This window comes from Pseudomonas sp. NPDC087029, assembly GCF_044745345.1.
Lineage (GTDB): Bacteria > Pseudomonadota > Gammaproteobacteria > Pseudomonadales > Pseudomonadaceae > Aquipseudomonas > Aquipseudomonas faucium.
Genome location: NZ_JBIVAB010000004.1, coordinates 157,063 through 176,514, shown reverse-complemented (window position 1 = coordinate 176,514; position 19,452 = coordinate 157,063). Strand labels below are relative to the sequence as shown.

Annotated in this window: 19 protein-coding genes; 10 read left to right on the top strand and 9 right to left on the bottom strand. The window is 64.0% G+C overall.

The window, feature by feature from the left end:
* Nucleotides 1-42: 42 nt before the first annotated feature.
* Nucleotides 43-1,803, bottom strand: coding sequence for a cation:proton antiporter (locus ACIPG5_RS09100; protein ID WP_176511796.1), 1,761 nt, complete (start codon nt 1,801-1,803; stop codon nt 43-45).
* A gap of 336 nt (nt 1,804-2,139) precedes the next feature.
* Between ACIPG5_RS09100 and ACIPG5_RS09095 the strand changes: the two genes are divergently transcribed.
* Nucleotides 2,140-2,625: an acyl-CoA thioesterase gene (locus tag ACIPG5_RS09095; RefSeq protein ID WP_176511795.1), complete on the top strand. Its 486-nt coding sequence runs from the start codon at nt 2,140-2,142 to the stop codon at nt 2,623-2,625.
* On the opposite strand, the gene pdxY is transcribed toward ACIPG5_RS09095, so the two are convergent.
* Complete coding sequence (gene pdxY / locus ACIPG5_RS09090) at nt 2,622-3,494, bottom strand: pyridoxal kinase PdxY (protein ID WP_401374445.1); 873 nt, start codon at nt 3,492-3,494, stop codon at nt 2,622-2,624. The two genes, ACIPG5_RS09095 and pdxY, sit on opposite strands and share 4 nt — an antisense overlap.
* 120 nt (nt 3,495-3,614) lie before the next feature.
* Here pdxY and ACIPG5_RS09085 point away from each other — a divergent pair, with 120 nt between their 5' ends.
* The gene (locus ACIPG5_RS09085) at nt 3,615-4,007 is read left to right on the top strand and encodes a DUF3301 domain-containing protein (protein WP_176511793.1); all 393 of its coding nucleotides are present in this window, start codon (nt 3,615-3,617) and stop codon (nt 4,005-4,007) included.
* Here the strand turns inward: ACIPG5_RS09085 and ACIPG5_RS09080 are convergent, their stop codons facing one another.
* Genes ACIPG5_RS09080 through zigA form a run of 3 tightly spaced genes read right to left on the bottom strand, consistent with a single transcriptional unit; the run spans nt 4,008 to nt 6,850 of the window.
* Nucleotides 4,008-4,979: a CobW family GTP-binding protein gene (locus tag ACIPG5_RS09080; RefSeq protein WP_401374443.1), complete on the bottom strand. Its 972-nt coding sequence runs from the start codon at nt 4,977-4,979 to the stop codon at nt 4,008-4,010.
* Nucleotides 4,980-5,018: 39 nt separating this feature from the next.
* On the bottom strand, nt 5,019-5,645 hold the full coding sequence (locus tag ACIPG5_RS09075) for a DUF1826 domain-containing protein (RefSeq protein WP_401374440.1): 627 nt from the start codon (nt 5,643-5,645) through the stop codon (nt 5,019-5,021).
* Nucleotides 5,642-6,850: a zinc metallochaperone GTPase ZigA gene (gene zigA / locus ACIPG5_RS09070; protein WP_401374437.1), complete on the bottom strand. Its 1,209-nt coding sequence runs from the start codon at nt 6,848-6,850 to the stop codon at nt 5,642-5,644. The genes ACIPG5_RS09075 and zigA overlap by 4 nt, the downstream gene beginning before the upstream one ends.
* 135 nt (nt 6,851-6,985) lie before the next feature.
* On the opposite strand from zigA, the gene folE2 reads away from it, so the two are divergent.
* Nucleotides 6,986-7,873, top strand: a complete 888-nt coding sequence (gene folE2 / locus ACIPG5_RS09065) for a GTP cyclohydrolase FolE2 (protein WP_401374435.1) — start codon at nt 6,986-6,988, stop codon at nt 7,871-7,873.
* A 3-nt stretch (nt 7,874-7,876) separates the two neighbouring features.
* On the opposite strand, the gene ACIPG5_RS09060 is transcribed toward folE2, so the two are convergent.
* The gene (locus ACIPG5_RS09060) at nt 7,877-8,404 is read right to left on the bottom strand and encodes a DUF3617 domain-containing protein (RefSeq protein ID WP_176511788.1); all 528 of its coding nucleotides are present in this window, start codon (nt 8,402-8,404) and stop codon (nt 7,877-7,879) included.
* 131 nt (nt 8,405-8,535) lie between these two features.
* Between ACIPG5_RS09060 and cls the strand changes: the two genes are divergently transcribed.
* A complete protein-coding gene (cls, locus tag ACIPG5_RS09055) occupies nt 8,536-9,975 on the top strand; it encodes a cardiolipin synthase (protein WP_401374433.1) in 1,440 nt (479 codons plus the stop codon).
* A 48-nt stretch (nt 9,976-10,023) separates the two neighbouring features.
* Here the strand turns inward: cls and cfaB are convergent, their stop codons facing one another.
* A complete protein-coding gene (gene cfaB / locus ACIPG5_RS09050) occupies nt 10,024-11,208 on the bottom strand; it encodes a C17 cyclopropane fatty acid synthase CfaB (protein ID WP_236237838.1) in 1,185 nt (394 codons plus the stop codon).
* Nucleotides 11,209-11,410: 202 nt separating this feature from the next.
* Here cfaB and lpdA point away from each other — a divergent pair, with 202 nt between their 5' ends.
* The 5 genes from lpdA to ACIPG5_RS09025 all read left to right on the top strand — a co-directional run bounded on the left by lpdA (nt 11,411) and on the right by ACIPG5_RS09025 (nt 16,483).
* Nucleotides 11,411-12,811, top strand: coding sequence for a dihydrolipoyl dehydrogenase (gene lpdA / locus ACIPG5_RS09045; protein WP_176511785.1), 1,401 nt, complete (start codon nt 11,411-11,413; stop codon nt 12,809-12,811).
* Nucleotides 12,812-12,923: 112 nt separating this feature from the next.
* Complete coding sequence (locus ACIPG5_RS09040; RefSeq protein ID WP_401374430.1) at nt 12,924-13,934, top strand: NAD-dependent epimerase; 1,011 nt, start codon at nt 12,924-12,926, stop codon at nt 13,932-13,934.
* Nucleotides 13,931-14,674: a glycosyltransferase family 2 protein gene (locus ACIPG5_RS09035; RefSeq protein ID WP_401374428.1), complete on the top strand. Its 744-nt coding sequence runs from the start codon at nt 13,931-13,933 to the stop codon at nt 14,672-14,674. The genes ACIPG5_RS09040 and ACIPG5_RS09035 overlap by 4 nt, the downstream gene beginning before the upstream one ends.
* Nucleotides 14,671-14,955 carry a lipid-A-disaccharide synthase N-terminal domain-containing protein gene (locus ACIPG5_RS09030; protein ID WP_236237835.1) on the top strand — a complete coding sequence of 95 codons (285 nt, stop codon included), beginning with the start codon at nt 14,671-14,673 and terminating at the stop codon, nt 14,953-14,955. The genes ACIPG5_RS09035 and ACIPG5_RS09030 overlap by 4 nt, the downstream gene beginning before the upstream one ends.
* Before the next feature lie 4 nt (nt 14,956-14,959).
* A complete protein-coding gene (locus tag ACIPG5_RS09025; protein WP_401374425.1) occupies nt 14,960-16,483 on the top strand; it encodes an ArnT family glycosyltransferase in 1,524 nt (507 codons plus the stop codon).
* 12 nt (nt 16,484-16,495) lie between these two features.
* Here ACIPG5_RS09025 and ACIPG5_RS09020 read toward each other — a convergent pair whose 3' ends face one another.
* Together ACIPG5_RS09020 and ACIPG5_RS09015 are read right to left on the bottom strand one after the other, a co-directional pair.
* Complete coding sequence (locus tag ACIPG5_RS09020; RefSeq protein WP_401374422.1) at nt 16,496-17,044, bottom strand: histidine phosphatase family protein; 549 nt, start codon at nt 17,042-17,044, stop codon at nt 16,496-16,498.
* A gap of 95 nt (nt 17,045-17,139) precedes the next feature.
* Nucleotides 17,140-18,471 (bottom strand): serine hydrolase, encoded by a 1,332-nt coding sequence (locus ACIPG5_RS09015; protein WP_236237832.1) that lies wholly within the window; start codon nt 18,469-18,471, stop codon nt 17,140-17,142.
* A gap of 97 nt (nt 18,472-18,568) precedes the next feature.
* Here ACIPG5_RS09015 and ACIPG5_RS09010 point away from each other — a divergent pair, with 97 nt between their 5' ends.
* On the top strand, nt 18,569-19,450 hold the full coding sequence (locus tag ACIPG5_RS09010; RefSeq protein WP_401374419.1) for a LysR substrate-binding domain-containing protein: 882 nt from the start codon (nt 18,569-18,571) through the stop codon (nt 19,448-19,450).
* Nucleotides 19,451-19,452: the final 2 nt, after the last annotated feature.

Sequence of the window (19,452 nt, the reverse complement as noted above, 5' to 3'; positions counted from 1 at the left end):
CCCCTCGGCCTTCGGTGAAATCTCGCGCAGGAGGCATACCCCTCAGTGGGTATGGTCGCGGCTGTTCTCCAGCGTCTCCAGCAAGGCGATCTGCATGCGCGAATGCACGCGGATGAACCAGCGCCACAGCACCGCCACCACTGCCGCCGCCACCACCGCAATGATCAGCAACAGCTCATTGGTCGGCAGAATGCTCGCCGACAGCGCCGACAGCAGCAGGAAAATCACCAGCAGCGACAGCAGCGGAATCACCTCGGCCACCACCCGACGCACGCGCTGGGTATGCCGCCCGGCCATTTCCGGCTTGACGCCCATTTCCGCCAGCAACATCGACAGCGCCTTGAGCTTGCGGTACGCCGCAATCAGGAACGGCAGCGACAGCAACAGCGCCGCCCCCCAGATCACCGCCTTCTGCTGGCTCACATCACTGACCCATTCAGCCAGCCAAGCGCCGATTCGGCTGGCGAAATAGCCGCCGCTGAAGAAGATCGCGATCACCAGCGCCAGGTTGACCCCCACCTGCAGCAGGATGCGCCGGATCATCGCCGCCAGCATGGCCCCCTCACCTTGCGGTTGAATGCTGCGCAGCCACTCGCCATACAGCGAGAGCACGCGTGAAAGGCGGGTTGGCATCACCTTGCCGAGCTTCAGCGACAGCGGGTCGGCAGCGCGAATCAGGTAGGGCGTGAGCAGCGTGGTAATGGCCGATACCGCCACGGCAACCGGGTAGAGGAAGTCGCTGGTGACCTGCAGGGTCATCCCCAGCGCCGCGATGATGAACGAAAATTCGCCAATTTGTGACAGCCCCATGCCCACTCGCAGGGAAGTACGGCCATCGTTGCCGGCAATGAACGCGCCCATGCCGCACGACAGCATCTTGCCCAGCACCACCGCCAGGGTAATCACCACGATCGGCCAGGCGTAATCGAGCAGTACCTGCGGGTCGATCATCAAGCCGATGGCCACGAAGAAGATGGCGCTGAACAGGTCGCGCACCGGCTCGATCAACCGCTCGATCTTCAGCAGCTGGCGCGACTCGGCCATGATCGCACCGATCAGGAAGGCGCCCAGCACCATGCTGTACTCAAGCTTGACCACCAGCAGGCAGAAGCCGAAGCACAGCCCCAGCACGGTGATCAGCAACATCTCATTGCTCTCGAACTTGGCCACATAGGCCAGCAGCCGCGGCACCAGCAGGATGCCGATGACCAGCGCGACGATCATGAACAGCGAGAGCTTGCCCACGGTGGAGAACACCTCGCCGGAGCTCACCGTGCCGCTGACCGCGATGCCCGAGAGCAAGGCAATGATGCCGATGCCAAGAATGTCCTCGACGATCAGCACGCCAAAGATCAGCTGGGCAAAGCGCTCGTTCTTCATCTTCAAGTCGTTGAGCGCCTTGACGATGATGGTGGTCGAGGAGATCGCCAGGATGGCGCCGAGGAACAAGGAATCCATGGTGTTCCAGCCGAACCAGCGGCCGATCTCGAAACCGATCCAGATCATCAGGACGATTTCCAGGAACGCCGCGATGAACGCCGTTGCGCCCACCTTAAACAGCTTGCGCAGGCTGAACTCGAGCCCCAGGCAGAACATCAGGAAAATCACCCCCAGCTCGGCCAGGGTCTTGATCGTGTCTTCATCGTGGATCAGGCCGAACGGCGGTGTGTGTGGGCCGATGATGAAGCCGGCGACGATGTAGCCCAGCACCACGGGCTGCTTGAGGCGATGAAAGAGGATCGTCACCACCCCCGCGACCAGCATGATCACTGCCAGATCCTGGATGAAGCTGATGGCATGCATGGCGCGATACTCCTTTTCGGTGCCCTGTTGATAGATGCCCAGGCAGACCGCTCCTCTGCCGAGGCAACCCCGAGCGAGCAGCAAGTACATACTGTATTGAATGCAGGTAAGCCCATATTGCATGGGCGTACTCAGGTTAACATCGCACCCCGCCGCAAAAAGCCGGTGCAATATGTAGAAACAGATCGGCGGGTTAACGGCCTGCGATGGCGCGATCGGCGTGACCATGGCGCCGCAGCCAACGTCCCGTACCAGAAGGCAAAACTTCAAGAAGGGGAAACAGAAGTGTCAGCAGATAACGACCCCGATACAGCGCAACCTCACCGTGAGCACACTATGGAACCTGGAAACGCCCAGCTGAGCATGACCGTCCTGATGACCCCGGACATGGCCAACTTTTCTGGCAACGTACATGGCGGCACCCTGCTCAAGTACCTCGACGAAGTGGCCTATGCGTGTGCCAGCCGCTATGCCGGCAGTTACGTGGTGACCCTGTCGGTCGACCAGGTGATCTTCCGCGAGCCGGTGCATGTCGGCGAGCTGGTGACCTTCCTGGCCTCGGTCAACTACACCGGCAACACGTCGATGGAAGTGGGCATCAAGGTGGTCACCGAAAACATCCGCGAGCGCTCGGTGCGCCATTCCAACAGCTGCTTCTTCACCATGGTCGCGGTCGACGACAACCGCCGCCCGGTGCCGGTGCCGCCGCGCCAGCCGCACTCCAGCGAAGAGAAGCGCCGCTTCCTGCAGGGCCAGCAGCGCCGGCAGATCCGCCAGGAACTGGAACAGCGCTACCAGAACCTGAAGACCGATTCGATCTAGAACGCCAGGCGCTTCGCCTCGAAGCGCACGCGTGGGTGGGCGATGCGGTCCTGGGCCCGCACCAGTTGCAGCTCGTAGCTGGCGCAGGCCTGGGTTTCCAGCAGCACTTCATGCACCGCTGCGGCGGTGAACTCGAACGCTTGCGTCCAGCTGTCGCCCAACAGCACCCGCGCCAGGAACAGCCCCGAGGTCAGGTCGCCGACCCCGACCGGCTGGCGCGGGAAGGCCAGCAGCGGGCGGCGCAGGTGCCAGCTCTCGTCGCGGGTCACCAGCAGCATCTCGAACATGCCCTCTTCACGCCCCGGGTACGCAAGGTGCTTGACCAGCACCACCTGCGGGCCGCGCGCGAGCAGGCTGCGCGCCATGCTCACGCAATCTTCCAGGGACTGCGCCCGGCGGGCGCAGAAACTGTCCAGCTCGAGCTGGTTGGGGCAGAGGATATCGGCCCTGGCGGCGGCCTCGTCGAGCAGGAATTCGCTGACTTCCTGGGGCACGATGCAACCCTTCTCCGGGTGGCCCATGACCGGGTCGCACAGGTACAGCGCCTTGGGGTTCACGGCCTTGATCCGCGCTACCCCGGCGAGGATCGCCCGGCCCTGTTCGGCGCTGCCCAGGTAGCCGGACAGCACGGCATCGCAGTGGCCCAGCTCGCCAATGTTGGAAATCCCTTCCACCAACGCAGGAATTTGCGCTGGGGCAAGCACTTCGCCCGCCCACTGGCCATACTGAGTGTGATTGGAAAATTGCACGGTATTCAGTGGCCAGACATTGACCCCTATACGCTGCATGGGAAACACCGCGGCGCTGTTTCCGGCGTGGCCGAACACCACGTGGGACTGGATGGCGAGCAAGTGCGGGGTACGTTTCATGCGCAAGGTTTCCAAAGCTGTTTCACGGATTGTGCGTCGCGCAGTATGAACTCGATTGCCACCTGTACGACAGGCCAGGGACGCAGTTAAGCTGGTTCGACCTGTTTGGAGCATACGCAAATGTTGACCCTGGAGAATCTCTTCGTCCTGATGCTGGTGGCCACGGCAGGCGCTTGGTTATGGCACAACCATGGGCTGCGCGAGAAGGCCCTGGAGCGGGTCAAGCAACACTGCGCCAAACTGGACCTGGAACTGCTCGACGACGCCGTCGCGCTCAAGCGCATCGCCTTCGTGCGCGACGCCAACGGCCGCAAGCGCCTGGCGCGGGTGTATGCCTTCGAGTTCACCGTCACCGGTGAACAACGCCACCCCGGCACCGTGACCCAGTTCGGCGCCCACAGCGTGCAGATCGAACTGGCGCCCTACCCGTTCGAAATCAAGACGCCACCGCGGGCCGGCAACGTGATCGAGATGCAGCAGTGGCGCCAGGAACACAACCGCTGGCGCAACTGATCAGCCCACCCGGCAGTTATCCACAGCCTGCTGCAATGCCTGCGCGGCTTGCGGTTGGTCGAAGATCAGTTCGATGCGAGTGTCGCGGCGCCATTCACTTGCCTGCCAATCGGGCAGGTTGCCGTCCAAACCGTTGAATGATTGCCAACCAGCGGGGCTGTGGATAACACCTTTGGCCCGACGCCATGGCCAGGCGTGAAGAACGTCGCGCAGGCCCTGTGGATCAAATTGTTGGCTGGGATGCCAGCGCCAGCCGATACTCCAGCCACCCTCGCCGCTGTGCTCGATGCAGATTGGCTTGCGCGGATCTGTCCACAGCTGCCCTGGTTGCCCAGCGGGAATATCCACAGCGCAGTTATCAACATATACAGTGGAAAACTGCCCTGTGGATGACACCGGAAGCTGCTCGAATGGCAGCCGACCGTGTTCGGTCCAGGTCATCTGCTTTCCAGAAAATTCCTTACTTATCAACAGCTTAGAATTTTCGTCCACACCCCCGCTCTTGTTCATGACCACCCATTCAGCAGCCCCCAACGCCTGCCGTTGAGCCTCGCCAAGCCGTTCCCCGCGCGCCAGTGCCTGGGCATCCACCACCATCACCAGCGGCTGCACGGCCAATACGCCGAGCCAAGGGGCACGGCGCAGCTGATCCAGCAGTTGCAGCGGGTGGCCAAGCCCGGAAGGCTCGATGAACACGCGATCCGGCCGCGCCTTGCGCAGCAGCCGGCCCAAGCCGACCTGAAACGGCATGCCATTGACACAGCACAGGCACCCGCCCGCCACCTCGGCAATGGCAATGCCGTCCTGGTCGCTGGCCAGCAATGCCGCATCGAGGCCGATCTGGCCGAACTCATTGACCAGCACTGCCCAGCGCTCACCCGCCGGGCGTTGGGCCATGAGCTGGCGAATCAGGCTGGTCTTGCCAGCGCCCAGCGGGCCGGCGATGACATGGGTGGGGATGTTCTGCAGCATGCGATCACTTCGCGGCGGATTTGCCCCCACTATGCCCCGTCAGGCCAGCCAGTCAAGGCTCAGCAACAGGCGCCGGGCCTGGCTGGCGGGCGAGCGATGAATCAGCCCCGCCCCTTCGTTGCCCAGCCATTTCTCCCCCTTGAGCACCGCCACATCACCCGCCTGCAGCTGGCGGATGTTATCCACAGGGGGCTCGGCGTGCTGCAGGCCAGGCCGCGCTATTGCGCCTTCCTCGAGCCATTCACTGCCAGGGCCGATGTAGGTGGCGAGCAAGCGCACAGGCACGTTATCCACATGGAAACGCGGGCACATCGCTCCCTGTAGAACCCGCAGCCGCAGCCCAACCCGTCGCGCCCCCAATAGGCAGGTGTAGGCCGACACCAACCAGGCCACATCGGCGACAAAACCTTCATAACCCCGCAAGTCGCTGGCCTCGCGCAACAGGCCTGGCAATACCGGTGGTTGCTGTTCGTGCACATCCAGCACCCGTTGGTCAGCCAACGGTTGCCCGAGGCTGACCACCAGCGCTGCGAAGTCTTCCAGCTGCGCCGGCAAACGCCGCTGCCAAACCGCCAGGTTGACGCCGTCCTGCAGGATTTCCGTCAGCACCGTGGGCGATTCGCCAAAGGCCTGGCAGATATCCACAGGCTGCTGCGCCAGTTTCATGCGGCCTCCTCGGCGTGCCAGGGGCCGAACGGGTCGGCCAGCCGCAGCCACCCCATGGGCCCCAACGCCATCTCTTCGTGGTTCAGCAGGCAGGCGTCCAGCGCTGTGGATAACTTGGCGAAGTCGATATTCTGGCCAATGAACACCAGCTCCTGGCGGCAATCACCACTCTCCACGCACCAGTGCTTGAGGATTTCCGCCGTGCTCTGTTCGTCCTGCGGCCACTGCTCACGCGGCACAAAACGCCACCAGCGGCCCGCCAGCCCATGGCGCATCATGCCGCCTGCCTGCGACCAGCTGCCGGCCTCCTGGAATTTGCTCGCCAGCCAGAAGAAGCCCTTCGAGCGCAGCAGCCGGCCGTTGTCCCAGTCGTTGTGGATGAAATCGAAAAAGCGTTGCGGGTGCAGGGGCCTGCGCGCTGTCCAGGTGCTGGAGGCAATGCCGTACTCTTCGGTTTCCGGTACATGCGCCCCGCGCAGCTCCTGCAGCCAGCCGGGCGCCTGCGCCGCCTGGTCGAAGTCGAACAGCCCGGTGTCGAGGATGCGCCCCAGGGGCACCTGGCCCATGACCATCGGCACGATCTGCGCACGCGCATTGAGGCTGCGCAAAATGGCCGTGAGCTCTTCACGCTCGTGGCGGCTGATGAGGTCGATCTTGCTCAGCAGCAGCACGTCGGCGAACTCGACCTGTTCGATCAGCAAGTCGCTGATCGAACGCTCGTCGTCTTCACCCAAGGTTTCGCCGCGGCTCGCGAGGCTGTCGGCAGCCTGGTAGTCGCGCAGGAAATTCACCCCATCGACCACGGTGACCATGGTGTCCAGGCGCGCCATGTCGGACAGGCTGCGGCCCTGCTCATCGCGGAAGGTGAAGGTCTCGGCAACCGGCAACGGCTCCGAGATGCCGGTGGACTCGATCAGCAGATAATCGAAGCGGCCTTCCTCGGCCAAGCGCGCCACTTCTTCCAGCAAGTCCTCGCGCAAGGTGCAGCAGATGCAGCCGTTGCTCATCTCGACCAGTTTTTCCTCGGCGCGGTTCAGGCTGACGTTGCGCTGCACCTCACTGGCGTCGATGTTGATTTCACTCATGTCGTTGACGATCACCGCGACCCGAAGGTCGTCGCGGTTACGCAGCACATGGTTGAGCAAGGTGCTCTTGCCGGCGCCGAGGAAGCCGGACAGCACGGTGACGGGTAAGCGATGGGGCATGGCGAAACCTCTTCAGGCAGGCGCATTCGAACGATGCATTGCATAATGTTATAAAGTAACAATACAATTTCGCCAAGCCGTATTCGTCGGAAGGTTTTCGAAGATGCCGCTGTCACTCCCTTGCCTGGTGCCGCCATGAACAGCCTGACGCTCCCCGATATCGCCGCACAAACGCAGCTGCACGCCACGCCCTTGGACTGGGTCGGCATGTGCGCAATTGCCCTGCCCATTCAGTTGCAAGGGCGAAGTGTGGCGGCCTTGGCCGACGCAGGCGTCAATCTGGTGGATGGTCATTCGCGCGGCATTCACATGTCCAGGCTCTACCTGGCGCTGGAGCAACTGGAGCATCAGGCGCTGACGCCACACGCCATTCGCCTCTTGCTGGAAGGCTTTCTCGACAGCCACGAGGGACTTTCAACGGCAGCCAATCTGCGATTGAGCTTCGATCATTTGCTGAAACGCCCAGCGCTGGTCAGCCCTTTGGCAGGCTGGAAAAGTTATCCGGTAAGCGTGGATGCCAAGCTAGAAAAAGAAATGTTCCACGTGGAACTATCCGTGCGCGTGCCTTATTCCTCTACCTGCCCCTGCTCTGCAGCATTGGCCCGGCAGTTGATTCAGCGCCAATTCCAGGAAGATTTCAGCACGGAAATTCTAGAGCGGCAGGCCGTTCTCGAATGGCTGGGCAGCAGCGAAGGCATCGTCGCAACGCCACACAGCCAGCGCAGCCAGGCCACACTGCAGCTGCGTTTGCGCAGCGATCTGGATAGCTTGCCGATAACCGAGCTGATCGACGCCGTTGAAGCGAGCCTGGGGACCGCCGTGCAAACGGCAGTGAAGCGTGCCGACGAGCAGGCGTTCGCCTTGGCCAATGGGCAGAACCTGATGTTCTGCGAGGACGCGGCCCGACGGATTCATCGGGCGCTGAGAAAGCTGGGCTGGGCCACCGGCTTCAAGCTTCGCGTGGAACATGCAGAAAGCCTGCATGCCCACGACGCAGTCGCCAGCAGCCAGTGGCAATGGTAGGCGTCAGCTACGCGGCTTGACGGTTCCGCAGTCGCTGCCGAGCCACACCGCCCGGGTATTCATGCTGCCCTGTTGCTGCACGCCGGACGCATTGAACGTGCCGTTTACCTGGGTGGTGAATTCCTTGTCACTCAGGAAGGTCGCCTGGCCGCTCCCCTGGGCCTTGGGGCAGCTGAACTGGAACTTCCAGACATTGCCCGTGCGGTCGGTAATCTTCTGGGTGCAGCCAGACTTCGGATCCTGCAGCGGGATGTCGTTGGTCTGCACCTGCTCCGGCGTCAGGCACGAGCGCACGCCATTGCCGCCCACCGTGATGCCTTGCTTGGCCAGTACGCCTTCCATCATTGCCCGTTGCTCCGGCGGCAGGTTCTTCAACTGCCCCAGCATGAACTGCATGTCCGGCAACGGCTTGCCATCGACCTGCATGTTGCTGGTGGTCAGCTCCCACAAGCCGGGTTGCAACATCTGCGCGTGCACCAATGGGCTGCTCAGGCCAAGGGCCAGTGCCAGCAGTGGCAGACGAATCTTCATGGACCAACGCTCCTCGAAAAAGCCGGCCAACGGGCCGGGCTGAGCCTTAGACGCCAAATCCGCTTTCAGGTTGCAAGGCGGGCCTGGAACGTGTTCTGTTACCCGCTGTATATTCGCCAAGCAGGATGCGTATGGATTACCACAGCCCCTACTTCTTCGGCTACGTGCTCGGCATCATGCATTTGCTTGGCATCACCGCAGCGCTGCATGCAGTGTTCACCGTGCGCACCGCCCAAGGTGCAATCGCCTGGGCCATGTCGCTGATCTTCATCCCCTACTTCACCCTCATTCCCTACCTGATCTTCGGCGCGCGCTCGTTCTATGCCTACATCCAGGCACGCCGCCAGGCCAACCAGGAAATGCACGTGGCCATGGCCAACCTCAACTGGCGGCCCTGGGTGGAAGAGGCCCTTACCGCCCGTGAGTCCGGCGGCTACGCGGCCTTGCGCGCCATGCCCAAACTCGGCCGCATGCCCTGCCTGGCCAACAACAACGTCAAGCTGCTGGTCGATGGCAAGGCCACCTTCGACGCCATTTTCGCCGCCATCGAACAGGCCCGCGAAGTGGTGCTGGTGCAGTTCTTCATCATCCACGACGACAAGATCGGCAAGGCCCTGCAGCAACTGCTGCTGCGCAAGGCGGCCGAAGGGGTGCAGGTTTTCGTGTTGTATGACCGGGTCGGCAGCCATGCCCTGCCTGCCCGCTACAGCCAGCAGCTGCGCGAAGGCGGCGTGCAGATCCACGCCTTCGCCACCCGCCGCGGCTTGTTCAACCGCTTCCAGGTCAACTTCCGCAACCACCGCAAGATCGTCGTGGTCGATGGCGTCGCCGGGTTCATCGGCGGGCACAACGTGGGCGATGAATACCTGGGCGGCAACCCGCGGCTCTCACCCTGGCGCGACACCCACGTGCAGATCAGCGGCCCGGTGCTGGCGTGCCTGCAGGAGTCGTTCGCCGAAGATTGGTACTGGGCCACCCGCGAGCTGCCGCCGCTGATACTGCCCGACACCTACCCCGACAACGGCGTGCTCTGCCAGGCCCTGGCCAGCGGCCCGGCCGACCCGCAGGAAACCTGTTCACTGTTCTTCCTCGAAGCGATCCATTCCGCCACCCGGCGGGTTTGGATCACCAGCCCGTACTTCATCCCCGACGAAGCCGTGTTCGCCGCCATGCGCCTGGCCGTGCTGCGTGGGGTGGATGTGCGCGTCCTCATCCCGGCCCGGCCCGACCACCGCATCGTCTATGCCGCCTCCAGCCTGTTCGCGTTCGAGGCAGTTCGCGCCGGCGTGCGCATGTTCCGCTACCAGCCGGGCTTCCTGCATCAGAAGGTGGTGCTGGTGGACGATGAGGTCAGCGCCATCGGCAGCGCCAACCTGGACAACCGCTCGTTCCGCCTCAACTTCGAGATCACCCTGCTGACCGTCGACCGCGCCTTCGCCGACCAGGTCGAGGCCATGCTCTTGGCCGACTTCGAGCAGGCCAGGGAAATTACCGCCGAGGACAGCCAGGACACCCACCGCATCCAGCAACTGGGGATGCGCATCGCACGGCTGATTTCACCGATCCTGTAATGCAAAAGGGGCCGCTGATGCGGCCCCTTTTTTTCACTCGCTGGCTATTCAGCGATACAGGTCTTCGCGGGTCCAGGGCAGGTCATGGTGCCCATCGGCATAAGGTTTCACTGCCAGGATCTGGTGCAGGTTGATCCAGCCCTTCTGGAACGCATAGGCACAACCGGCCAGGTACAGCCGCCAGATGCGCAGAGTTTTTTCCGGCACCAGCGCCGCTGCCTTGTGCAACTGGTTCTCCAGGTTCTCGCTCCAGTGGTGCAAGGTCTTGGCGTAGTGCAGGCGCAGGCTTTCCACGTCCACCACTTCCAGGCCAGCCTCACAGATGTTCGCGCTGATCATCGACAAGTGCGGCAGCTCGCCGTTGGGGAACACATAGCGGTCGATGAACTCACCCGCCCCTCGCCCCACCGGCCGGCCATCGACATGCTTGGCGGTGATGCCGTGGTTCATCACCAGGCCACCCTCGCGCACGGCGCCGAACAGCTTCTGGCAGTACAGCGCCAGGTTGGCATGGCCGACATGCTCGAACATGCCCACGCTGACCACCTTGTCGAAGCGGCCATCCTGGGGCAGGTCGCGATAGTCGAGGATCTGCAGGTCGACCTTGTCGCCCAGGCCCTCGGCCTTGACCCGCTGCCTGCCCAGCTTGAGCTGCTCCTTGCTCAAGGTGATGCCGAACACCTTGGCGCCATACTCACGCGCGGCGAAGCGCGACAGCCCGCCCCAGCCGCAACCGACGTCGAGCAGGTAGTCGCCGGCCTGCAGGCGCAGCTTGCGGCACAGGTGGTCGAACTTGTCCTGCTGGGCTTGCTCGAGGGTGTTGTCCGGCTCGCGGAAGTAGGCACAGGAATAGGCCATGTCCTGGTCGAGCCAGAGCTGATAGAACGCGTTGGAAACGTCGTAGTGGTAGGAAATGGACTTGGCATCGGTGCGCTTGTCATGCGCCACCCGCGGTGGCGGAGCCTCATCCTCATCGCTCAGCAGCGCCTCGCTCAGCTCGTCGCATACCCGGATGGCTTCGCCGATGTCGCCTTCCAGCTCCAGCTTGCCCTCGACGAAAGCGGTGCCCAGCTGGTCCATGCTCGGGTGAGTCAGCTGACTGATCAGCTGAGGCTCCTTGACCAGGATGGTGACCTGCGGGCTAGGGCCCAGGTCGAACTGGTTGCCGTCCCATAGTTTAAGGCGCAGAGGCAGATGAAGACTCTGCAATGCCGGCGGAAGTTGCGCGAGCATGAACGATCCTCCTTTCCATATTTGGCATGGCGCCTGGTAATTTCGAACGCCACCGAAACAGAGTAGTTCATTCGTGCGAGCTTTCCGCTAAACGCGACCATGGTCTAGAACCGAATGATCTTAAGCTCGATTGTATACAATCCGCCTCGCTCAGCTTAACCTTGTGCCCCTCTCGCGCTTCCTCATCTGGAGTATTGAATCCATGAAATCCTATGACGTGGTGATCATCGGTGGCGGCCCTGGTGGCTACAACGCGGCGATTCGCGCCGGGCAACTGGGCCTGAGCGTCGCCTGCGTGGAAGGCCGCTCGACCCTCGGCGGCACCTGCCTGAATGTCGGCTGCATGCCGTCCAAGGCCTTGCTGCACGCCTCCGAACTCTACGAGGCGGCCAGCGGCGCCGAGTTCGCCCACCTCGGTATCGAGGTCAAGCCCACCCTGAACCTCGCCCAGATGATGAAACAGAAGGACGAGAGCGTCACCGGCCTGACCAAGGGCATCGAGTACCTGTTCCGCAAGAACAAGGTCGACTGGGTCAAGGGCTGGGGCCGCCTGGATGGCGTCGGCAAGGTCATCGTCAAGGCCGAGGATGGCAGCGAAACCACGCTGCAGGCCAAGGACGTGGTCATCGCCACCGGCTCCGAGCCAACCCCCCTGCCCGGCGTGACCATCGACAACCAGCGTATCATCGACTCCACCGGCGCCCTGGCCCTGCCACAGGTGCCCAAGCACCTGGTGGTGATCGGTGCCGGCGTGATCGGCCTGGAGCTGGGTTCGGTGTGGCGCCGCCTGGGCAGCCAGGTCACGGTGATCGAGTACCTCGACCGGATCTGCCCGGGTACCGATGAAGAAACCGCCAAGACCCTGCAAAAAGCGCTGGCCAAGCAAGGCATGAGCTTCAAGCTGGGCAGCAAGGTGACCCAGGCCACGCCCTCGGCCGACGGCGTCAGCCTGACCCTCGAACCGGCTGCCGGCGGCGCCGCCGAAACCCTGCAGGCCGACTACGTGCTGGTCGCCATCGGGCGTCGTCCTTACACCAAGGGCCTGAACCTGGAGAGCGTAGGTCTTGAGACCGACAAGCGCGGCATGCTCGCCAACGACCACCACCGCTCCTCGGTGCCGGGCATCTGGGTCATCGGCGACGTCACCTCCGGGCCGATGCTGGCGCACAAGGCAGAAGACGAAGCGGTGGCCTGCATCGAGCGCATCGCCGGCAAGCCCCACGAGGTCAACTACAACCTGATCCCAGGCGTCATCTATACCCGCCCGGAGCTGGCCACCGTCGGCAAGACCGAAGAGCAACTCAAGGCCGAAGGCCGCGCCTACAAGGTGGGCAAGTTCCCGTTCACCGCCAACAGCCGGGCCAAGATCAACCACGAGACCGAAGGCTTCGCCAAGGTCATCGCCGATGCCAATACCGATGAAGTGCTGGGCGTGCACCTGGTCGGCCCGAGCGTCAGCGAGATGATCGGCGAGTTCTGCGTGGCCATGGAGTTCTCCGCCTCGGCCGAGGACATCGCCCTCACCTGCCACCCGCACCCTACCCGTTCCGAAGCCTTGCGCCAGGCAGCGATGAACGTCGAAGGCATGGCCATGCAAATCTGACCCCCTTGCCCCACGACCCGGCGCGCCCTGAAGGGGCGTCGGGTTTGCGCTGTCACCAAACCGAAATCAACCGCAGCTACTGTCGTCCGATTGCTTGAAATGGATGCAGATCATGACGGTGCTGGTCACCGGCTCCGCCGGTTTCATTGGTTTCCATGTGGCTCGACGGCTGTGTGAACAAGGCATCGACGTCGTCGGCATCGATAACCTCAACGACTACTACAGCGTATCGCTCAAGCAAGCGCGCCTGGCCATCCTGCGCGAGCTGCCTGGCTTCACCTTCCTGCCCCTGGACATCACCGACGCCGCCGGCCTGGCGACGCTGTTCGCCGCGCACCACTTCGAGCAGGTCATTCACCTGGCTGCACAAGCCGGTGTGCGCTACTCGCTGGACAACCCGCACGCCTATGGCCAGGCCAACCTGGTGGGGTTCATCAACCTGCTCGAGGCCTGCCGCCAGCGAGCGCCCAGCCACCTGATCTATGCCTCCAGCAGCTCGGTGTACGGCAGCAACCAGCAGATGCCGTTCAAGGTCAGCGACGCCGTCGACCACCCTATCTCGCTGTACGCCGCGACCAAACGCTCGAACGAACTGATGGCCTACACCTACGCGCACCTGTACGGCCTGCCGACCAGCGGCCTGCGCTTCTTTACCGTATACGGCCCCTGGGGCCGCCCGGACATGGCGCTGTTCAAGTTCACCGAAGCCATGCTCGCCGGCAAACCCATCGACCTCTACAACCAAGGTGAAATGGCTCGCGACTTCACCTACATCGACGACATCGTCGAAAGCATCTGCCGCCTTCGCCTGCGCCCCCCGGTGGCCAGCGCCAGCACCCCGCCCTACCACCTGTTCAACATCGGCCGCGGCCAGCCCGTGCCGTTGCTGGCATTCGTCGAAGCGCTGGAGAAGGCGCTGGGCATCCGCCCCGAGCGCCGGCTACTGCCGCTGCAGCCAGGTGATGTGATGAAAACCTGGGCGGATGTTTCGGCCCTGGCCCAGTGGGTGGGCTACCAGCCCCGAGTGCCGGTCGAGGCGGGCGTGCAAGCGTTCGTCGATTGGTACCGCGAGCATTTCCAGGCCCTGCCCTGCCCGACTCTTTCACTACAGGAATGCCGATGACCGAGCGCACGTCCCTCTCCGTACTGATACCGGCCAAGAACGAAGCGGCGAACTTGCCAGGGCTGCTCCTGGAAGTGCGCGCCGCGCTGCAGGGCGAGCAGTACGAAATCATCGTGGTCGACGACGGCAGCAGCGACGGCACGTTGCAGCTGCTGGGCGAGCTCAGGCGCAACCAGGTCCCCGAACTGCGGGTGCTGCGCCATGAGCGCTCGCTCGGCCAGAGCACCTCGATCTACCACGCCGCCAAGCTTGCCAGCGGCACCTGGCTGGCAACCCTGGATGGCGACGGGCAGAACGACCCGGCAGACATCCCCGGCATGCTGGCGCTGGCCCGTGCCCCGCAACAAGCCGAGGGCCGGCTGCAGCTAATTGCCGGGCACCGGGTCAACCGCCAGGACAGCGCCAGCAAGCGCTGGGCCTCGCGCCTGGCCAACGGCCTGCGCCGGCGCCTGCTCAAGGACGCCACGCCAGACACCGGCTGCGGGCTCAAGCTGATCAACCGCGAGGCGTTTCTCGCCCTGCCCTACTTCGACCACATGCACCGCTACATCCCGGCCCTGATCCAGCGCCACAACGGGCGCATGCTGGTGCATCCGGTCAATCACCGGCACCGCCAGGCAGGTGTGTCCAAGTACGGCAACCTGGACCGCGCGCTGGTCGGCATCGTCGACCTGTTCGGCGTGTGGTGGCTGATTCGCAGGACACGCTTGCAGGCCATGGTCGAAGAGGTCCAGCCATGAAGCTGCCAAGTGAAACCTTGTGGCTGGTGCTCGGCTTCGTCGGGCAGGCGGTGTTCACCGGCCGTTTCGTCCTGCAATGGCTGTACAGCGAATACAAGAAGCGCAGCGTGATCCCCGTGGGGTTCTGGTACCTGAGCATGCTCGGCAGCGCCTTGCTGCTGCTCTATGCGATCTACCGCCAGGACCCGGTGTTCATCGCCGGGCAGTCCTTCGGGCTGTTGGTGTACCTGCGCAATCTGCAGTTGATCAATCAACAGGCCAAGCCGCTCAAGGAAGAATGACACCGTGCGCGCATTTCTATCTCCACGCCTTGAAGGGGCGTTGCTGGTCGTGCTGGCCCTGGTGCTGGTCGGTGCCGGGCTCGGCCTGCGCCTGCCGCAGAACGTCGACGAGGAACGCTTCCTCGGCGTGGCCCTGGAAATGCTGCAGAGCGGCAGCTGGCTGGTGCCGCACCGGGCCGCGGAAATCTACGGCGACAAACCGCCGCTGTTCATGTGGACCGTGGCGTTCTTCACCTGGCTGACCGGCAGCCCCAACGTCGCCCTGTACCTGCCCGGCCTGATGTCGGCCGGCACCGCCACCGCCGTGCTCTACGACCTCGGCCGGCGCCTGTGGAACCGGCGCACCGGGCGCAACGCGGCGCTGCTGTTCCTGGCCACCTACCAGACCTACAGCATCCTGCGCACCGGCCAGATCGACAGCTTCCTGTGCCTGTGGGTGGCGCTGGGCTTCTACGGGCTGGTCAGGCACCTGCTGCTCGGCCCGGCCTGGGGCTGGTTCTATGCCGGCTGCGCGGCCATGGGCCTTGGCATCATCAGCAAAGGCGTGGGCTTCGTGCCGGCGCTGATGCTCATCCCGTATGCCTACGCGGTGCGCAAAGGCTGGCGCGGGGTGGTGGCGATGCCGGGGCAGGCCGGCCGCTGGGCGCTGGGGCTGCTGGTGCTACTGGCCGCTTGCTGCGTGTGGCTGGCACCGATGGTGATTGCCGTGATGCGTGACGGCAACCCGGAAGGCATGGCGTACCTGCGCGAAATCCTCCTGCACCAGACCGCCAACCGCTACGCCAATGCCTGGGACCACCGCGAACCCTTCTGGTACTTCTTCGTGCATGTCATCCCCAAGTACTGGCTGCCGCTGGTGCTGGCCCTGCCCTGGCTGATCCCGGCCTGGCGCCGGCAGTTGCTCAAGCACGATGGCCGCACCCTGGTACTGCTCGGCTGGGTCGTGCTGGTGGTGCTGTTCTTCTGCCTCTCGACCGGCAAGCGCAAGCTGTACATCTACCCCGCCCTGCCGGGCCTGGTGCTGGTCAGCGCGCCGCTGCTGCCCTGGCTGCTCAAGCGCTGGTTCGTGCATCGGCCGCTGGCGCGGCGCGTGTTCACCGGCGTGGCCGTGCTGTGGTTCGGCTTGTGGTTCGTGCGCGGCTTCATCGAACCGCTCAAGGACGGCATGAACCCCCACGAACGGGTGATGGCCCAGGCCGCCGAGCTCACCCACGGCGCCGACCTGGTGCTGGTCAACTGGCGTGAAGGCCATTGGCTGTATGCGCGCCAGCCGCTGGTGCACTTCGGCTTCATCCGCCACTCTTCGGTGGAACAGGCCGCCGGCTGGCTGCAGCAATATCCGGCCACCTACGCGCTGGTACCAGAGCCGCAACTGGCGCGCTGCTTCAACCCCGACAAGGCCCACCCCCTGGGGGCGACATCGCGTGCCGACTGGTACGTGGTCGGCGCCGATGCCGACAATGGCCGCTGCCGCGCTGCGCTGCCTACAAGCGTCTACCGCTTCGCCTGGAATCGCGCCGAGCGTTGAGGCGCCCGGCGGTCAGTCAGCGCCAGCCAGCCTGACCCGCCACATGCCGTAATGGCCGAGGTGCAGCTGCGAAAGCGGTTGCACGTCGATGCGATGAAACGCCGCCAAGGGGCACTGCAGCACATGCATCATCGCCGCGCGGATGATCATCGGGTGGGTCACGGCAACCCAGTGGCCGGGCGTGGTGAAGCCCTCCAGCCAGCGCGCCACGCGCTTGCACACATCGGCGATCGACTCGCCGCCATGGGGCGCCGAGTGCGGGTCGCTCAGCCACGCCTGCAACAGCGCCGGCTCATCACGCTGCAACGCCTTCAACGACACGCCCTTCCACCAGCCGATATCGCAGTCGCGCAGCGCCGGCTCGACGCTGGCCCGCAGCCCCAGCCACTGCGCCGTCTGCGTGGTGCGCAGCTCGGGGCCGGCCAGGCCGGTGGCGCCATCGGGCAGCAGCACGGGCTGAGCCGAGCTGGCCAGGGTTTCATCGGCATCGCCATGAAAGCGGCCCAGGCGCTGCGCCTCGGTCGCTGCGTGGCTGATCAGGGTGAGATGGACGGCCTTCATGCAAACGCACCTTCGCGCGGGCAAACGTAAATGAAAACGCCCCGAGTGTTCGGGGCGCGGTCGTGGCCAGCTGGCCTATCGGTACAGCAAGGCCGTTACTTCAGCGCACCTGCCACTGCGTTGAAGAATACTGCTTGCTCGTCATACAAAGCGCTAGGCGTCTCGGCGTTTTTCCACGTCGACCATTGCACCATCACCAGGTGTTCGGCCGGGTTTATCGCGATGGTCTGCCCGTAGATGCCCAGGGCCCAGAAGGTCTGGTCGCTGTCGGCGGTGTGCTTGGGTTCGAGGTTGGCATCCGGGGCTGGCGCGTTGTACCACCACTGGTAGCCATACTGGCCCTTGGGCGCGGCAGCGGTGACCGAGCCTTTGGCCTGGGTCCAGTGGGTGGAGCGGGCGATCCAGTCATCGGGCAGCAGCTTCTCTCCACCGGGCAGCTGGCCGCCGCTCAGCACGAACTGGCCAAACCGGCCCCAGTCGCGCAGGGTGGCGTTGAAGCCGTGGCCCCCCATGTCGACCTTGCCGGGTACCAGCGCGTGCCAGACACCGTCCTGCTGCATGCCATAGCGGCTCCAGACCTTGTCCTGCAGGTTCTGGGCAATGGTCTTGCCGGTGGCATTCTCCAGCACCCGGCCTACCAGCCAGGCGCCGCCAGTGTTGTAGGACCACACCTCGCCAGGCTTCACGCCCGGCTTGCGTTTGACCGACTTCACCAGGTTCAGCACGCATGCATAGGGGTCGGGCTTGGCCTCGCACTGGGTCATGTGCGAGAAGTCGGAATCCTTCGAGGCATAGTTCTCGTCCCAGACCACCCCCGAGGTGTGCTGCATCAGTTGGTGCAGGGTCACGTCCTGCCAGGCGCTGCCTTCGAGTTCGGGGATGTACTGGGTGATCTTGTCGTCCACCGAGTGGATCTTGCCTTCCTTGATCGCGATGCCCACCAGCACGCTGACGACGGATTTGGCCACCGAGCGCGAAGTCCAGAGGGTCTGGGGCGTGTTGCCTTTGGCGTAGTGCTCGTAGGCAACTTTGCCGTCCTTGAGCACCAGCAGGCCGGTGACGCTCTGGTTGCGCAGGTAGTCGTCCAGGCCCTGGGGCTTGCCATCGACCGTATAGTGCACCTCGCTCAGCTTGTGCGTGGCGTCGGGCAAGGGGTACGGGGTAGCGCCGCGTGTGCTGAAGACATCACCCCCGTAGAGCCGGTAGGTGTTGCGAAAGCCCACCACGCGGGTGTCCTGGTCCCAGTTCAGCATGTCCTTGGCAGGCGGCAGGGTCTTGTCGAACGGCTGCGGGCAGGTGGTGAGCCCCGGCACCCCGCAAGGCCCCTTGGCATCCTGGGCATATGCCGCGCCGGACATGGCAGCGAGTACGGAAAGCACGGTGAACGTTTTCTTCATGGCCTGCATCAGCTGATCCTCGGATGGCACGCGATTGCGTCCAGCCAAGTGTCTGCATCTTGTACGCGCCGCGAAAGCACAATAAATTTGCCGTGACTATAAGAAAAACTAACAGCACCGAGCGCCCATGACCACAGAACGGCTCCCCCCGCTGAACGCAGTCCGTGCCTTCGAGGCCGCCGCCCGCCTGGGTACCTACGTCGCTGCGGCCCAGGCCCTGCACGTGACCCAGCCGGCCATAGGCCGCCACGTGAAAATCCTCGAGGACTGGCTGGGCGTGCGCCTGCTCGATCGCTCCTCCAGAGGGGTGAGCCTGACCCGGGATGGCGCCTACTACTACCAGTCGGTTTCGCAATCGCTGAGGTTGCTGGCCGACGCCGGCATGCACATCAGCCGCCGCAAGCCTGAGCGCTGGTTGCGCATCTTGTGCGTCCCGGCCTTCGCCTCGCGCTGGCTGACGCCCCGTATCGACGAGCTGCGCACACTGCGCCCGGAACTGAAGATTGCCATCGAGCCCAACGCGACGTTCACCAGCGTCGACGCCCGCCACGCGGACCTGGGCATCAGCTATGGCTTCCCGGGGGAGTTTGCCGGGGTCCAGGCGCTGCTGATTCGGCCTGAGGTGTTTGCCGTCTGCTCACCGCTCTATCGCCAGGGCCTGGCCCAGGACTTGAGCGTGGAGGCGCTGGCGCAGTGCCGCCTGATCCATGTCGACAATGGCAGTTGGTGGAGCTCCTGGCTCACCGCCAATGGCGTGCGCGTGCGGGTGAAGGCCGATGCCTCGCACGTGAGCAACGACATCGTGCTGAAGCTGGCGGAAGAAGGTCAGGGCATTGCGCTGGCAACCGAGGTGCTGGTCAGCCGGCAGCTTGCCGAAGGCACGCTGGTGCGCTGCACGCGCCACAGTACGCCCCTGGAAAGCTACCAGGTGCTTTCCCCCACCCCGATGCTCAGCGACGATGCGATCTGGTTCATCGATTGGTTGAAGACCAGCTTGGGCATGCGCTGAGC

Excerpts from the sequence above, each read along its gene's own strand:
- ACIPG5_RS09030 (WP_236237835.1), top strand. The coding sequence starts at position 14,671 with ATGAAGCTGCCAAGTGAAACCTTGTGGCTGGTGCTCGGCTTCGTCGGG.
- ACIPG5_RS09035 (WP_401374428.1), top strand. The coding sequence starts at position 13,931 with ATGACCGAGCGCACGTCCCTCTCCGTACTGATACCGGCCAAGAACGAA.
- ACIPG5_RS09100 (WP_176511796.1), bottom strand. The coding sequence starts at position 1,803 with ATGCATGCCATCAGCTTCATCCAGGATCTGGCAGTGATCATGCTGGTC.
- cls (WP_401374433.1), top strand. The coding sequence starts at position 8,536 with ATGGATTACCACAGCCCCTACTTCTTCGGCTACGTGCTCGGCATCATG.
- cfaB (WP_236237838.1), bottom strand. The coding sequence starts at position 11,208 with ATGCTCGCGCAACTTCCGCCGGCATTGCAGAGTCTTCATCTGCCTCTG.
- pdxY (WP_401374445.1), bottom strand. The coding sequence starts at position 3,494 with ATGAAACGTACCCCGCACTTGCTCGCCATCCAGTCCCACGTGGTGTTC.
- ACIPG5_RS09020 (WP_401374422.1), bottom strand. The coding sequence starts at position 17,044 with ATGAAGGCCGTCCATCTCACCCTGATCAGCCACGCAGCGACCGAGGCG.
- ACIPG5_RS09060 (WP_176511788.1), bottom strand. The coding sequence starts at position 8,404 with ATGAAGATTCGTCTGCCACTGCTGGCACTGGCCCTTGGCCTGAGCAGC.
- zigA (WP_401374437.1), bottom strand. The coding sequence starts at position 6,850 with ATGCCCCATCGCTTACCCGTCACCGTGCTGTCCGGCTTCCTCGGCGCC.
- ACIPG5_RS09085 (WP_176511793.1), top strand. The coding sequence starts at position 3,615 with ATGTTGACCCTGGAGAATCTCTTCGTCCTGATGCTGGTGGCCACGGCA.
- lpdA (WP_176511785.1), top strand. The coding sequence starts at position 11,411 with ATGAAATCCTATGACGTGGTGATCATCGGTGGCGGCCCTGGTGGCTAC.
- ACIPG5_RS09040 (WP_401374430.1), top strand. The coding sequence starts at position 12,924 with ATGACGGTGCTGGTCACCGGCTCCGCCGGTTTCATTGGTTTCCATGTG.
- ACIPG5_RS09010 (WP_401374419.1), top strand. The coding sequence starts at position 18,569 with ATGACCACAGAACGGCTCCCCCCGCTGAACGCAGTCCGTGCCTTCGAG.
- ACIPG5_RS09075 (WP_401374440.1), bottom strand. The coding sequence starts at position 5,645 with ATGAAACTGGCGCAGCAGCCTGTGGATATCTGCCAGGCCTTTGGCGAA.
- ACIPG5_RS09080 (WP_401374443.1), bottom strand. The coding sequence starts at position 4,979 with ATGCTGCAGAACATCCCCACCCATGTCATCGCCGGCCCGCTGGGCGCT.
- ACIPG5_RS09095 (WP_176511795.1), top strand. The coding sequence starts at position 2,140 with ATGGAACCTGGAAACGCCCAGCTGAGCATGACCGTCCTGATGACCCCG.
- folE2 (WP_401374435.1), top strand. The coding sequence starts at position 6,986 with ATGAACAGCCTGACGCTCCCCGATATCGCCGCACAAACGCAGCTGCAC.